The 13,864-nt window shown below is 67.1% G+C and carries 13 protein-coding genes; 8 read left to right on the forward strand and 5 right to left on the reverse strand.

From position 1 onward, the window contains the following. The first annotated feature begins 2 nt into the window (after positions 1-2). The 3 genes from glsA to FOE78_RS16000 are packed head-to-tail and all read left to right on the forward strand — an operon-like array spanning position 3 to position 3,633. On the forward strand, positions 3-725 hold the full coding sequence (gene glsA, locus FOE78_RS15990; protein ID WP_266095037.1) for a glutaminase A: 723 nt from the start codon (positions 3-5) through the stop codon (positions 723-725). A gap of 15 nt (positions 726-740) precedes the next feature. Next, positions 741-2,381 (forward strand): MFS transporter, encoded by a 1,641-nt coding sequence (locus FOE78_RS15995; RefSeq protein ID WP_210414622.1) that lies wholly within the window; start codon positions 741-743, stop codon positions 2,379-2,381. Between the two features lie 40 nt (positions 2,382-2,421). Then, on the forward strand, positions 2,422-3,633 hold the full coding sequence (locus FOE78_RS16000; protein ID WP_143987188.1) for an AI-2E family transporter: 1,212 nt from the start codon (positions 2,422-2,424) through the stop codon (positions 3,631-3,633). Here the strand turns inward: FOE78_RS16000 and FOE78_RS16005 are convergent. Together FOE78_RS16005 and FOE78_RS16010 are read right to left on the reverse strand one after the other, a co-directional pair. Further along, positions 3,625-3,900, reverse strand: a complete 276-nt coding sequence (locus FOE78_RS16005; protein WP_143987189.1) for a hypothetical protein — start codon at positions 3,898-3,900, stop codon at positions 3,625-3,627. The genes FOE78_RS16000 and FOE78_RS16005 overlap by 9 nt on opposite strands. A gap of 260 nt (positions 3,901-4,160) precedes the next feature. Continuing rightward, positions 4,161-5,150: a thiamine-phosphate kinase gene (locus tag FOE78_RS16010; RefSeq protein ID WP_143987190.1), complete on the reverse strand. Its 990-nt coding sequence runs from the start codon at positions 5,148-5,150 to the stop codon at positions 4,161-4,163. A 107-nt stretch (positions 5,151-5,257) separates the two neighbouring features. Between FOE78_RS16010 and FOE78_RS16015 the strand changes: the two genes are divergently transcribed. Beyond that, positions 5,258-5,494: an Lrp/AsnC ligand binding domain-containing protein gene (locus tag FOE78_RS16015; RefSeq protein WP_143987191.1), complete on the forward strand. Its 237-nt coding sequence runs from the start codon at positions 5,258-5,260 to the stop codon at positions 5,492-5,494. Between the two features lie 42 nt (positions 5,495-5,536). After that, complete coding sequence (locus FOE78_RS16020) at positions 5,537-6,010, forward strand: DUF3515 domain-containing protein (RefSeq protein WP_143987192.1); 474 nt, start codon at positions 5,537-5,539, stop codon at positions 6,008-6,010. A 15-nt stretch (positions 6,011-6,025) separates the two neighbouring features. On the opposite strand, the gene FOE78_RS16025 is transcribed toward FOE78_RS16020, so the two are convergent. Then, positions 6,026-7,186: a D-alanine--D-alanine ligase family protein gene (locus FOE78_RS16025; protein ID WP_323125690.1), complete on the reverse strand. Its 1,161-nt coding sequence runs from the start codon at positions 7,184-7,186 to the stop codon at positions 6,026-6,028. A gap of 122 nt (positions 7,187-7,308) precedes the next feature. On the opposite strand from FOE78_RS16025, the gene FOE78_RS16030 reads away from it, so the two are divergent. Then, entirely contained in the window at positions 7,309-8,436 is a 1,128-nt protein-coding gene (locus FOE78_RS16030; protein ID WP_228265849.1) for a trans-sulfuration enzyme family protein, read from the forward strand. 73 nt (positions 8,437-8,509) lie between these two features. Further along, positions 8,510-9,580: an inositol-3-phosphate synthase gene (locus tag FOE78_RS16035; RefSeq protein WP_143987193.1), complete on the forward strand. Its 1,071-nt coding sequence runs from the start codon at positions 8,510-8,512 to the stop codon at positions 9,578-9,580. A 123-nt stretch (positions 9,581-9,703) separates the two neighbouring features. On the opposite strand, the gene panC is transcribed toward FOE78_RS16035, so the two are convergent. Next, entirely contained in the window at positions 9,704-10,543 is an 840-nt protein-coding gene (gene panC / locus FOE78_RS16040) for a pantoate--beta-alanine ligase (protein WP_266094974.1), read from the reverse strand. An 81-nt stretch (positions 10,544-10,624) separates the two neighbouring features. On the opposite strand from panC, the gene FOE78_RS16045 reads away from it, so the two are divergent. Next, the gene (locus FOE78_RS16045; RefSeq protein WP_143987194.1) at positions 10,625-12,607 is read left to right on the forward strand and encodes a heparinase II/III domain-containing protein; all 1,983 of its coding nucleotides are present in this window, start codon (positions 10,625-10,627) and stop codon (positions 12,605-12,607) included. Between the two features lie 76 nt (positions 12,608-12,683). On the opposite strand, the gene FOE78_RS16050 is transcribed toward FOE78_RS16045, so the two are convergent. Further along, positions 12,684-13,634, reverse strand: coding sequence for an NAD(P)H-dependent glycerol-3-phosphate dehydrogenase (locus FOE78_RS16050; protein WP_323125691.1), 951 nt, complete (start codon positions 13,632-13,634; stop codon positions 12,684-12,686). Positions 13,635-13,864 lie beyond the last annotated feature (230 nt).

Raw genomic sequence — 13,864 nt, forward strand, 5'->3', positions numbered from 1 at the left:
TGGTGTGCGACGCGCTCGGCCACCGGACCGTCAAGGATCGCGTCGGCGTCAACAACACCGGTCTGGCTTTCAATTCGGTGATGGCGATCGAACTCAATGCCGGACACCCGATGAATCCGATGGTGAACGCGGGCGCCCTGGGGACCACCGCACTCATCCCCGGCGCAACTCCTGCCGAGCAATGGGAGGCCATCAGGAACGGTCTTTCCCGGTTCGCCGGCAGGGCTCTGGAGTTGGACGGCGATGTCTATCACTCCGAAATGCTGACCAATCAGCGCAATCAGGCGATCGCCCGCCTTTTGCAGAGCTACGGCCGGCTTCCCGGCGATCCGGCCGAGGTGGTCGACGTCTACACCCGGCAGTGCTCACTCAGGGTCGACGCGCGGGATCTGGCCACGATGGGCGCCACCCTCGCCGACGGCGGCGGCAATCCGGTGACGGGCGAGCGTGTTGTCTCCGCCGAGGTCTGTCGCGACACCTTGGCCGTGCTCGCCGCCACCGGACTGTACGAAACCTCCGGCGAATGGTTGTTCGAAATCGGCTTGCCGGCCAAATCCGGCGTGGCCGGCGGGATCGTCGCGATCGCCCCGGGAAAGGGCGGCATCGGGACTTTCTCGCCGCGACTGGATTCGGCCGGCAACAGCGTACGCGGGCAACGGGCGACCGCTTATCTGTCCCGAACGTTGGGCCTGAACTTGTTCGCCTCCGACGTACATCAGCACTGAGCAGAAGGTAACCGCATGACCGAATCAGCTGTTTCGCACCAACAAGCGGGAAGCACCGAACGCAATTCCTGGGCTCCGATGGTGGGCCTGTTTCTGGCCCAGGTGCTGATGTCGTTCAACGTGGCCGCGCTGCCGGTCTCGCTGGGTGGCATGGTCGAGGCGTTCGGGGTGCCGCCGACCGTGGTCAGCTCGACCATCGTCGTCTACGGTCTGGCCGTCGCCGCCCTGGTGATGGTGGGCGCGAAACTGGGTCAGCGGATCGGCTGGGTGTTGATCTTCCGGGTGGTGATCGGACTGTTCGCGGTCTCGGCCGTCTTGATGATCACCGCGCCGTCGGTCGGTTTCGCGATCGCCGGCCAGGCGGTGGCCGGCGCCTCTGCGGCGATCATCGTGCCCTCCTTGGTCGCCTTGATCGCGGAGAACTACCACGGCGCTCAACAGGCCACCGCGATCGGTTCGCTGGGTTCGGCGCGGGCATTGTCGGGCGTGAGCGCGTTCTTGATCGGCGGCGCCCTCGGCACCTGGGTCGGTTGGCGACCCGTGTTCGGTATCGTGCTGGCCATCGCGGTCGCGGTCTTCATCTTCAGTTTCCGGCTGCGGTCAGACGGCGGCGACCGCAGCGTCAAGATCGACATCGTCGGCGCGATCCTGATCGGCCTGGCGATCGTGCTGCTCACCTTGGGTTTCAACAACCTCAACGCCTGGGGCGTCTTCTTCGCCAAGGATGCGGCTCCGTTCACGATCATCGGCGTCTCCCCCGCACCGCTGTTCGTGCTGGTGGGAATCGTGCTCGGTCAGGCATTCGTCTTCTGGACGCTGCGCCGGATGCGGACCGGGCAGGTGCCGCTGGTCGACCTGTCGGTGCTCAGCTCGCCGCAGGAACGAGCCGCGGTGTACGCGATGTTCATCGTGGTCGCGATGGAGGCCGCGCTGAACTTCTCGGTGCCGCTCTACATCCAGATCGTCCAGGGCCGCTCGCCGCTGGACACCTCGCTGGCGATGATGCCGTTCAACCTCACCGTCTTCGTCACCGCCATGCTGGTGGTGCGGTTCTACCAGCGTTACAGCCCGCGGACGATCGCGCTGTTCTCCTTCGCGCTGACCACGATCGCCCTGCTCTGGTTGGCATTCGTGGTCACCAACAACTGGGAGACACTGCCTACGATCCTCGGCCTGATCGTCTTCGGCGTCGGCCAGGGCAGCCTGGTGACGTTGGTGTTCAACGTGCTGGTCACCTCGGCGCCGAAGAACCGTGCCGGAGACGTCGGCTCGATCCGGGGCACCACCCAGAATCTCGCCTCCGCGGTCGGCACCGCGGTGATCGGCGCACTGCTGGTCACCCTGCTGGGCCTGCTCGTTGCCCGGGCCGTGCTCGGACATCCCGAGCTGCCGCCGGAACTGTTGGCCCAGGTCGACCTGACCAACATCAACTTCGTCAGCAATGATCAACTTCGCCAGACGCTGGAGCAGACCTCCGCGAGCGCCTCGCAGGTGGACGCTGCCGTGGCGATCAACGAGGAAGTACGACTTCGTACGCTCCGGTTCGGCCTGTTGATCATGGCCGGGATCAGTGCGGTCGCCGCCGTTCCTGCCAGCCGGCTGCCCAACTACCGACCCGAGGCGTTGGACGACCCGTCACAGTGGGACGACGCGTGAGCCTCCGGCGGCGCCCGGATTCGGCTACGGTCCTGATGCCATGACGAACGACGAGCCGGCCGCACCCGACGAGCCGACCACCCCGTCCGTGGGTCAGGCCGTACCTCCGGCGCGAGCCGGGATGCCCCGCGCGGCCGTGTTGGTGATCGTCCCGGCGGCGCTGGCGATCTGCGCGGTGCTGCTGCGTGAGCTGGCCTGGCTGTTCGGTCCGGTGACGCTCGCCCTGGTGATCGTGATCTTGGTGCATCCGATCCACAGTTGGCTGATCCGGATCGGTGTGCCCAAAGCCGTCGCGCTGGCCGGACTGATGATCGCGATCTTCGGTCTGGTGCTGGGCCTGATCGCGATCATCGTACTGTCGCTGGCCAGGCTGGCGACCATCCTGCCCAGCTACATCCCGGCCGCATCGCAACGGCTGCAGGGAATCATCGACCTGCTGCGCCGACTCGGTGTGGGTTCGGAGCAGGTCCGGGAGATCATCGGCTCGCTCGACGTGACGACTGCTGCTCGCTTCATCACCAGCCATCTGCCGACCTTGATCAGCCAGGGCGCCACCGCCGTGCTGTTGTGCAGCCTGCTGCTGTTCCTGGCGATGGAGTCCGCGGGAATCGCCGACCGGATGAAACCGATCCTGGCGACCCGGCCGCGGGCCGGTCTGGCGTTGCTGGATGCGGTCCGCAAGACCCGCCGCTTCCTGGCGGTGACGGGCTTTTTCGCCGTGGTCGTCGGCACCCTCGACGTGGTGCTGTTGTGGGTGATCGGTGTCCCGCTGGCACCGTTGTGGGGCTTGCTGGCCGCGGCCTGCAACTTCATCCCGTACGTCGGTTTCATCATCGGCGTCATCCCGCCGGCCCTGCTGGCGCTGCTCGGCGGCGGCTGGGATCAGATGGTGTTCGTGATCATCGCCTACATCGTGCTGAATTCGATCTTCACCACCCTGGTGCCGGCCAAGGTCGTCGGCAACGCGGTCGGCGTCGCGGTGCCGGTCACCTTCGTCGCGGTGGTCTTCTGGGCCTGGGTGCTCGGCCCGCTGGGCTCGATCCTGGCGATCCCGCTGACCCTGTTCGTGAAGTCGGCGCTGATCGACTCCGATCCCCGTGCAGCCTGGCTCTCCGGGTTCTTCGACGCGCCGGAAGGCAGACTGGCGAAACGGCGCCGCAGCCAGGACGCCGCCGCTGCGCGGCAGCACTCCGGTGCCGACGTGGTGCCGCCTGCGAACGGCACGAACGAGGTTGCCGCCGAGTCAGAATGAATCGAGCCGAGCGTCGATCTCGTCGAATCTGGTCACCGTCGGGTGTTCGATGATCGATCCGCCGATGATGACCAGCTCCGGGTCGACGGAGGCCCGGAATCCGTCCAGCGGATTGGACGCGAGCACGACCAGGTCGGCCGCCAAGCCCGTCCGCACCGCGCCCGTCACCCGATCCAACCCGAGGATCGCGGCGTTGGCCCGGTGGCGGCGTGCGCGTTGATCAGGCCCGGTACGACGAAACGCCCACGGCCCTGGAGGATGCGACATCCCGACGGAACCTCGATGTCCGCTGCGGCACCCACCCGCTCGATCGTGCCGTCACGTCCCACCAGCACCGTCTGATCGGACAGCACGCTGCCATCGGCATCACCGGTCACGACGGTCACATTGGTCAAGCCGAACGATCCGCGCATGGGCTCATTTCCTTGGTCGGCGGGTCGGATCCGATCACCACGACGTCATCGGCTCCGGGCGTTGATCATGCGAGGTCAACGACTTGATGCCGGCCATCACCAGCCCGGAATCGGTCATCCGTAGTGATTCCAGCCGGCCTCGCCCTCCCACGACGCACCGTCGACGGTGACCGCGGACTCGCCCTCGTGCACAGCCCCGATCACCGTCCAGCCGGCGGGCACCCGGTCGGCGGCGAAGGTCGCCGCCAGGGCGTGGTCCTCGCCGCCGGTCAAGATCAACTTCAACGGATCCGATCCGGTCGCCGCCGCCACCGCCTGCAGCGGTTCGGCGACCTCGAACGCGTCCGAGCGCAGATCGATCGCGACTCCCGATCGCTCGGCCACGTGACCAAGATCAGCCAGCAGCCCGTCGGAGATGTCGATCATGGACGTCGCACCGGCCAGCGCCGCCACTTTTCCCTGCCCGTACGGGACTTCCGGCACCTGTTGCGCCTGTACGGCAGCCCGCGGCGACCGGAATCCGCGGCCGAGCACCGCGAGCCCGGCGGCCGCCCAGCCGACGCGGCCGCAGAGCGCGACGACCTGTCCCGGCCGGGCACCGTCGCGCCGGACCGGGGCCCGGCCGTCCAGGGTGCCCAGCACGGTAACGGAGATCGCGATCTGAGCCGAGCGAGTGACGTCACCGCCGACCAGCGACACTCCGGCGGTGTCGCATTCGGCCCGCAGCCCCCGGGCGAAGTCCAGCGCCCAGCGCTCCTCGGTGTCGGCGGGCGCGGCGAAGCCGACCACGATCGCCGTCGCGGTGCCGCCCATCGCCTCGATGTCGGCCACGTTCACCGCCACCGACTTGCGACCGACGTCGGTGGCCGACGACCATTGCGGTTTGAAGTGCACGTCCTGGATCAGCACGTCCACCGAGCAGACCAGCGGCGAGTCGACCGCGAGCACGGCGCCGTCATCGCCGGGCCCGATCACCACGTCCGGTCCGGCCGGCAGATCAGCGGTGATCTCGTCGATCAGGCCGAACTCTCCTACCTCGGCCAAGGTGCGATGTCCATGATCGGAACCGCCCGCACTCGATGCGGTCGGGAAAAACGAACTCATGCCTGCCTCTCGAACAGCTGACCGGGTAGCGTGTGGTCAGCCGAGAGCGTACCGTCGCTCGCTCATGGTCGTCCGCGCCGCTCGCACACAAGGGAGAGTGATCCACCATGGCCGTGCAGGCATACATTCTGGTTCAGACCGGCGTCGGTCAGGCCGCCGATGTGGCAGCCAAGATCCGTACCATCTCCGGCGTCACGCTGGCCGAGGACGTGACCGGTCCGTACGACGTGATCGTGCGCGCGGAGGCGGCCAATGTCGACGAGCTCGGCGCGTTGGTGGTGGCCAAGGTGCAAGTCGTGGAAGGAATCACCCGCACCGTGACCTGCCCGGTGGTCCATATCTGAGTTCGATTCGGGCCGTCGAGTCCTGCGGGTTAGGGTCTCGGCATGCGATCCGGTCTGCCACGGTTGACGGTCCGGATCGCGCTGGCCGGGCTGTTGACGATCATGGTCGTCGGCTGTTCCGGCCCGGTCCGGCTGACGCCGCCGACACCGACCGGTGGGACTGCGACGATCTGCCGCCATCTCGTCTCGGCAACTCCGGACGTGGTCGATGATCAAGATCGCGTCAAGACCGAGCCTATCTCGCCGTACACGTCGGCCTGGGGCAAACCGGCGATCACGTTGGCTTGCGGCGTGGGGAAACCGGCGGGACTGAACGCCGCCAGCCAGTGCTTTGAAGTGAACGGGGTCGGCTGGTACGCCGAGGATCGTAACGGCGACTACCGCTTCACCACGATCGGGCGGAAGGCGTACGTGCAGGTGGTGGTGCCGGACAAGTACGCCCCGCAGGCCAACCCGCTGATCGATCTGGCGAAGCCGATCAAGGACACCGTTCCGGTGATCAAGAACTGCGTCTGATCAGCCCGGATGTGATCAGCGCAGGCCGGTCGGCCGATCCAGGGCCAACTGCAGCAGCCGGTCCACCAGGGTCGGGTAGTCGATCCCGCTGGCCGCCCAGACCCGCGGATACATCGAGTGCTCGGTGAAACCCGGCATGGTGTTGATCTCGTTGACCACCAACCGGCCCTCGGCGGTGAGGAAGAAGTCGACCCGGGCCAGCCCTTCGCAGCTGATCGCGTCGAAGGATCGTGCGGCCAGTGCCCGCATCTCGTCGGCGACCTCGGTCGGCAGATCGGCCGGCACGTCCAGATCGACCTGCTCCTCGGGCAGATATTTGGCGTCGAAGTCGTAGAAGCCGGAGTCGGTGTGCATCCGGATCTCGGCGATCGCACTGACCTGCGGCGCGGCGCCGCCGAGCGACTGCAGCACACCGCACTCCAACTCGCGAGCGTTCTCGAAACCCTCCTCGATGATCACCTTCGGGTCGTACTGATGCGCGAAGGCGATCGCGTCCTCGAGCTGGGACTCGTCGGTGACCTTGCTGATGCCGATGCTGGACCCGTTGCGGGTGGGCTTGACGTAGAGCGGATAGGTCAGCTGGGAGACCTGTTTCAACGCCTGTTCCCGATCGCGCTGCCAATCGGCCGGCGTGATCACCACGTACGGGCCGATCGGCAGTCCGGCGCCGGCGAAGATCATCTTCATGTAGTGCTTGTCCATGCCGACCGCACTGGCCAGCACACCCGCGCCGACGTAGCGAGTGCCCATCATCTCGAACAGGCCCTGGATCGTGCCGTCCTCGCCGAACGGACCGTGCAGCAGCGAGAACGCGACATCGACCGGACCCAACTCGGCGAGCCCACCACCGCCGGACGCTCGCTGCACCAGCTCGCCACCGCCGCCGGAGCTACCCGGCAGCAGCATCGCCTCGGCCGCCTGTTCGGTCAGCTCGGGGAGCTTGCGGTCGGACACCTGGAGGGCGGCGATCTGATCGGCGGAAACCACGATCCAGCGGCCGCTGCGGGAGATGCCCACGCCGATCACGTCGTAGCGGTCCTGATCAATCGCGCCGACCACGCCACGAGCGGTCAGGCACGACACCGGATGCTCGTCGCTGGTCCCGCCGAACACCACGGCCACCCGCGGTTTCCGACCGGGTCCCGCGGCCGGTTCGCTTGCCTGGCTCATGCTCATCTCCCCAACCATGTCGCCGAAGACCCTACCGTGGCTCGGCGTTCAAGCCATGTCGGCGCGCACGAGACCGTACGAGTCCAGGCGGTGACGCTGCCCTAGACCGCTGCCGCCAGACTGGACCCATGCCCGACGACATGCCCAACCAGCTACCCAACGACGCGCGCGGCCCATCGCTGCACCAGTATCGGCCACACCCGGACACCATCGCGATCTCCGCCGGCCGTCCGGAACGTCGCCCCGATGCTCCGCTCAATCAGCCGATCGTGCCCGCTTCGACCTACGTCGGCGGCGACGGCACCGAATGGGTCGGCTACGGCCGTTACGGCAATCCGGGCTGGTCGGCCCTGGAGGACGCCGTCGGCGCGTTGGAGGGCGGCACCGCGCTCGCCTTCGCCAGCGGGATGGCCGCGGCCGCAGCAGTCTTCTCCAGCATCCCGCCCGATGCCGTGGTGGTGATCCCGGAACACTGCTATCTGGGTGTTGCCTCGTTGGCGCACGAGCACGCGCAGCGGCACGGCTTGACGGTGCGGACCGTCGACATCACCGACACCGAGCGGGTGCTCGCCGCGGCGGACGGGGCCCGGCTGATCTGGCTCGAGTCCCCGGCCAATCCGACCATGGAGGTCGCCGACCTGGCCGCGATCGCCGCCGGCCGGCCCGACGGTTGCCTGCTGTTGGTGGACAACACGTTCGCCACCCCGATCCTGCAGCAGCCGATCGGTCTCGGGTCCGACATCGTGTTGCATTCGGCGACCAAGTTCCTGTCCGGCCACTCCGACGCCCTCTGCGGGATGTTGATCTTCGCCGACGGGCGGGAGGAGCTGCTCGAGGCAGCCGAGAGCGCCCGCAAGTTGCACGGTGCCACGCCCGGCGTGTTGGAGGCGTACCTGGTGTTGCGCGGCATCCGCACTCTGTCGGTACGGGTCCGGCATGCGGAGTCGACGGCACGGACGTTGGCCGAGACGCTGGCCGAGCATCCGCTGGTCGAGCGAGTCCGCTACCCCGGCTTCGGTTCCATGCTGGCGATCGAACTGCCGGACGCGAGCGCCGCGGACACCATGATCAACTCACTTCGGCTGTGGGTGCACGCGACCAGCCTCGGCGGGGTCGAGTCCAGTCTGGAACGGCGTCGACGTTGGCCGTCGGAGCTGAAATCGGTGCCGGAAGGTCTTGTCCGGATGTCGGTCGGACTCGAACACGTCGACGACCTGATCGCCGATCTGCGACAGGCACTTGACTTGATCACTTGATCAAGTCACTTGATCAAAGCTTCGCCCAAGACGGCGTGCCGAACCTTGATCAACTCTCGGTACTCTTCGGCCCATGTCACGTATTCGCGTAGCCATCGTCGGCGTCGGAAACTGCGCCTCCTCCTTGATCCAGGGCGTGCAGTACTACCGCGACGCACCCGACGACGAAGAAGTACCGGGCCTGATGCATGTCCTCTTCGGCGACTATCACGTCGGCGACATCGACTTCGTCGCCGCCTTCGATGTTGATCAGAAGAAGGTCGGTCTTGATCTTGCCGATGCGATCAACGCCAGTGAGAACAATACGATCAAGATCTGCGACGTACCGCGGACCGAGGTGACGGTGCAGCGCGGGCCGACCTTCGATGGCCTCGGCGAGTACTACCGGGAGACGATCACCGAGTCCGACGAGCCGGCCGTCGATGTGGCGGCAGCGCTGCGCGAGGCCGGGGTCGACGTCCTGATCTCCTATCTGCCGGTGGGATCCGACGAAGCGGACAAGCACTACGCCCAGTGCGCGATCGACGCCGGCGTCGGCTTCGTCAACGCGCTGCCGGTCTTCATCGCCTCGGATCCGTTGTGGGCCAAGAAATTCACCGATGCCGGGGTGCCGATCGTCGGCGACGACATCAAGAGCCAGGTCGGCGCCACCATCACCCACCGGGTGCTCGCCAAGCTGTTCGCCGATCGCGGGGTGAAGCTCGATCACACCTATCAGCTGAACTTCGGCGGAAACATGGACTTCATGAACATGTTGGAGCGCAAGCGGCTGCACTCGAAGAAGATCAGCAAGACCCAGGCGGTCACCTCCCAGATCCCGTACGAGATGGAGGGCGCCGACGTGCACGTGGGGCCGAGCGACTTCGTGCCGTTCCTGCAAGATCAAAAGCATGCGCTGGTCCGGCTGGAGGGTCGCGGCTTCGGCGACGTGCCGCTGAAGCTGGAGTACAAGCTGGAGGTGTGGGACTCTCCCAACTCCGCCGGGATCGTGATCGACGCGCTGCGAGCCTGCAAGATCGCCAAGGATCGCGGCATCGGCGGCCCGGTGCTGAGCGCCAGCTCGTACTTCATGAAGAGCCCGCCCGAGCAGTACGACGACTCCACCGCCCGCGACGAGGTCGAGCGCTTCATCGCCGGCAGCTGATCACCCCGCATACTGCCTGGCCCCACCCTCCACAGCCGCGCGCAAAACCGACCGCCGCACCCGATATTCCGCGTGCGGCGGAGGTTCTTGCGCGCGGCTGTGTGGATTGACGGTAGGGACGGGTCAGGCCACGGGTTCGTTGTCGATCAACCGCACCGGGCCGACCCGAGCGGCGATGATCACCAACGCCGGCCGGTCGTCCAGTCGCGGTCTGGGTTCAAACGTATCCGGGTCGACCACGGCCAGATACTCGGCCTCGATGCCGGCCGTCCGCAACAGGTCGGTCCCGGCCGCGATCGCAGTGTCCGAATCGTTCTCCCGGATCATGATCCCGTGCTTGACGAAGTCCAGGGCGCGATGCAGTACGGCCGCCCGGTCGCGATCCGCGGACGACAAGCGCACGTTGCGACTGGACATCGCCAGGCCGTCGGGTTCTCGTACGGTCGGACCGGTCCGGATCTCGACCGGCAGATTCAGGTCGGCGACCAGCCTTCGTACCACCGCAACCTGCTGAGCATCCTTCTGACCGAACCACGCGACGTCCGGGCCGACCATGCCGAACAGCTTTGTCACCACCAGGGCCACGCCGTCGAAATGGCTGGGCCCGCGCGCGACGCCCTCCCAGAGAGCGGCCACGCCCCCGATGTGAACGCTGGTTGAGAATCCGACCGGATAGACCTCGTCCGGATCCGGGACGAAGATCAGGGACGCCCCGGCGGCCGAGGCCAATTCGATGTCGCGATGGACGTCACGCGGATACTGCAGCAGGTCGGCGGGATCGTTGAACTGGGCGGGATTGACGAAGATCGACACCACCACCTCGTCGGCACTCGCGGCAGCCGACCTGATCAAGCTCAGGTGGCCCTCGTGCAACGCGCCCATGGTCGGCACCAGAGCGATCGTGGCCGATCGCTGCCGTGCCGGCGCCAGCATCCGCCGCAGTTCGCCGACCTCGCGCGCCACGCGTGTCAGGTCGACCACCTCCTCCGCAGTCCCGACGGCTATCCTCGCATCCGCCCGATCTCCATCGCCAAGGATGTCCTGATGCCGAGCACGCCGTCGCCCGATTCCAAGATCACCACAGCTCTGCTACCGGCCGAACCGTTCCTGCCGGACTGGCACCGGATCCGCGATCGCAGCAAGCTGGACTGGGCGGCGCCGATCCGTGCGGCGATCGCCACCGACGCGCGTCACTGGCGGGACCGGATCGCCATCCCCGGACCGGAGGGCGAGACCGCCTGGACACACTTCTACTTCTGCGACGACGACGGCGCCCGGCTGATCTTCGACACCGAACTGCCGACCGACCATCGCTGCTCGCACTGTGGTCGGCGTTATCACGATGATCACCGCAACGGGGCCTGGCGCACCCAGCTGCACAACCTGATCGCGGCCCAGACGCAGCGCTACGCCGTGCTCGCCCGGACCAGCGAAGATCAGCAGGAAACAGCAGCGTTGGTGGACGAGCTGGCGACGATCATCGATCAATACGCCGACAGCTACCAGCTGTATCGGCGGCACGGCGAGCATGCCGGCATCGGCCAGGTGATGCCGCAAAGTCTGGACGAGTCGATCTGGTTGATCACGCTGTTGCGCTCGGTCCGCTGGGTCGAGGACCTGTTGCCGGCGACCACGCTGGGCGGAGCCCGGCGACTGGCGGCTCAGGCGGTCGATCTGCTGCGTCCGCAGGTGAGCATGATCCACAACATCCACTGCTGGATGCTGGCCGCGCTTGCCGAGGCCGCGGTTCGGTTGGCCGACGACGAATTGTTCGGCTTCACCCGCGACTCCGCCTACGGCGTGAAAGCCCAACTCAGCAAGGGATTCCGGGCCGAGGGCCTGTGGTACGAGGTCAATTCGCACTACCACTACTACACGGTCGCCGCGTTGTTGTCCTGGTACGAGGCGGCCGGGCCGGGGTCGCTGGACGATCACGGTACGGCGACGCTGGCCCGCGCCGTCTCCGCGCCGCCGCTGCTGGCCTACTCCGACGGACTGCTGCCAGCGTACGGCGACGGTTGGCCGGAAGGCAGGATCGGCAACCATGCGGCGCCGGCCGAGGTCGCTGCCGGACTGTTGCCGGACGCCGGCATCGACGTGAGCCGTTACTACGCGCAGCCGCTCGAACAGCCGGTGAAGATCTGGCTGGGCGGCGGTGATCAACACCACGGCGTCTCCGCGCCGATCCGCGGGCGCAGCAGCGTTGCGGCGTTGGTCTTCGGCCCCGACGACGTCGACCCTCATCCGGTCGACCCTCATCCGGTCGACCCGCCTCCGGTCGACCCGCCTCCGGTCGACTTGGCTCAACCGGCTGGGTCGACAGCAGAGCCGTCGTTCTGCTGGCCCGGTTCGGGCATCGCGTCGGTGCGCAATGCCGAGGTCAGGATCACTCTGCGTTCGGGCCCGGACGCCGGTGGCCATGATCATCACGACAAGCTCGCGGTGGACGTGGAGACCGCCGGCGGCTGGCGCAGTCTCGATCTCGGCACCAGCGGCTACGGCGCCGACTTCACCAACTGGCTGCGTTCGCCGGCCGCGCACAGCACCGTCTTCGTCGGCGACAGCAGGCAACCGTCCTGTGACGGCGAGATCATCGACTTCTCCCCGACTCATGCGGTCGGCGCGGTGTCCTGGCCGGGATGCCGACTCGAGCGCCGGATCGAGTTGATCAACGGCGGTTGGACCGACACCTTCGAGATCGAGCTTGATCAATCCGACCGGATCGAATGGGTCTTCCACGGCGACGGCCGGATCATCACCCCGGCGGCCCGGCGGTCGTCGAACTCGCTGGGTGATCAACTCGGACATGATCATCTCCGCGAACAACACCGTGTCGCCGTTGATCAAGGGAGCGTCGAGCTCACCTGGGATCGGCCCGGCTCCCCGACCGCCACCATCGGTGTGCCGGACGATTTCGCCGTCTACACAGCGGTAGCCGACGGCAACCCCACCGGCCATCCGCTGGGTTCGGTGATCATCCGAGGCGCCGCGGCCGGCGCGACCGTCGCCGCAACCTTCCGTTTCTAGAGCACGCCCCGGCCCGCACACCCACGGCAGAGGGCCCTGAGCTTGTCGAAGGACCGCAGACCAGCGGCTGGTGCGGCTACGTACGTTCCGCTTTCGGGGCGCGGGAGAGCAGGGCCCGCACCAACGCGTCGGGGCCGAGATGGCCGTCGATCACCGCGCAGACGGCGTACGTGATCGGCATCTCGACGCCGTACTCCTCGGCCAGCGCCTTGATCGACTTGCAGGACTTGACCCCCTCGGCGACCTGCCGGGTGGAGGCGGTGATCTCGGCTACGGTGCGGCCGCGGCCGATCTCCTCACCGAAGGTGCGATTCCGCGACAGCGGCGACGAACAGGTTGCAACCAGATCGCCGACTCCGGCGAGACCGGAGAAGGTGTGCGGGTCGGCGCCCATCGCCTCGCCCAACCGGATGATCTCGGCCAGCCCGCGCGTGATCATGGACGCGCCCGAGTTTGCGCCGTACCCCATTCCGGCAGCGACGCCGACGGCGAGCGCGATCACGTTCTTGGCAGCCCCGGCAAGCTCGCAGCCGATCACATCGTTGTTGGTGTACGGCCGGAAGGTCGCGGTGTGGAAGAGATGCTGGACGGCCAGCGCGGTCTCCTGCTCGGTGCTGGCGACGACGGCCGCGGCGGGTTGCCGCTCGGCGATCTCGTGCGACAGGTTCGGCCCGGTCAGTACGGCGATCCGATCGGCACCGATGCCGGTGACCTGAGTGATCACTTCACTCATCCGCAATTCGGTGCCGAGCTCCACACCCTTGGCCAGGCTGACGACGATCGCCCCGTCCGGGATCGTCCACCGACCGAGGTTCTCCCGCAGCGACTGGGCAGGAACGGCGAGCACCACGAACTCGGCGCCGTCCATCGCCCGATCGGGATCGTCGACCGCGGCCAGGCTGTCCGGCAACCGGAGATCGCCGAAGTAGTCGGGGTTGCGATGTTCGGTGTTGATCTTGTGGCAGACCTCGGGCCGGCGCGCCCACAAGGTGACCTGATGGTCGTTGTCACACAACGTCAGGGCCATGGCTGTGCCCCATGACCCTGATCCCATCACCGTTACCGCGCTCATCGCCGGTGATCGTACGCCACCGGCCCGTCGAGTGCGCGCCACCCGCCGTACAGGTGATCTTCAACCCGCGACGTCACCGGACGGCAAATCACGAGTCGAACTGGGCGCTCGCGCGAAATCGCAGGAGGTTGTGACCCCATAAACCGCACGGGAGTGCCCGAACCTCCTGGGATCCAGAGGTGGCG

This window comes from Microlunatus elymi (genome assembly GCF_007362775.1).
In the GTDB taxonomy this organism is placed as follows: domain Bacteria; phylum Actinomycetota; class Actinomycetes; order Propionibacteriales; family Propionibacteriaceae; genus Microlunatus; species Microlunatus elymi.

Excerpts from the sequence above, each read along its gene's own strand:
- FOE78_RS16050 (WP_323125691.1), bottom strand. The coding sequence starts at position 13,634 with ATGGCCCTGACGTTGTGTGACAACGACCATCAGGTCACCTTGTGGGCG.
- FOE78_RS16010 (WP_143987190.1), bottom strand. The coding sequence starts at position 5,150 with ATGAGTTCGTTTTTCCCGACCGCATCGAGTGCGGGCGGTTCCGATCAT.
- FOE78_RS16000 (WP_143987188.1), top strand. The coding sequence starts at position 2,422 with ATGACGAACGACGAGCCGGCCGCACCCGACGAGCCGACCACCCCGTCC.
- FOE78_RS16015 (WP_143987191.1), top strand. The coding sequence starts at position 5,258 with ATGGCCGTGCAGGCATACATTCTGGTTCAGACCGGCGTCGGTCAGGCC.
- FOE78_RS16045 (WP_143987194.1), top strand. The coding sequence starts at position 10,625 with ATGCCGAGCACGCCGTCGCCCGATTCCAAGATCACCACAGCTCTGCTA.
- FOE78_RS15995 (WP_210414622.1), top strand. The coding sequence starts at position 741 with ATGACCGAATCAGCTGTTTCGCACCAACAAGCGGGAAGCACCGAACGC.
- FOE78_RS16025 (WP_323125690.1), bottom strand. The coding sequence starts at position 7,186 with ATGAGCATGAGCCAGGCAAGCGAACCGGCCGCGGGACCCGGTCGGAAA.
- FOE78_RS16020 (WP_143987192.1), top strand. The coding sequence starts at position 5,537 with ATGCGATCCGGTCTGCCACGGTTGACGGTCCGGATCGCGCTGGCCGGG.
- FOE78_RS16030 (WP_228265849.1), top strand. The coding sequence starts at position 7,309 with ATGCCCGACGACATGCCCAACCAGCTACCCAACGACGCGCGCGGCCCA.
- FOE78_RS16035 (WP_143987193.1), top strand. The coding sequence starts at position 8,510 with ATGTCACGTATTCGCGTAGCCATCGTCGGCGTCGGAAACTGCGCCTCC.
- FOE78_RS16005 (WP_143987189.1), bottom strand. The coding sequence starts at position 3,900 with ATGTCGCATCCTCCAGGGCCGTGGGCGTTTCGTCGTACCGGGCCTGAT.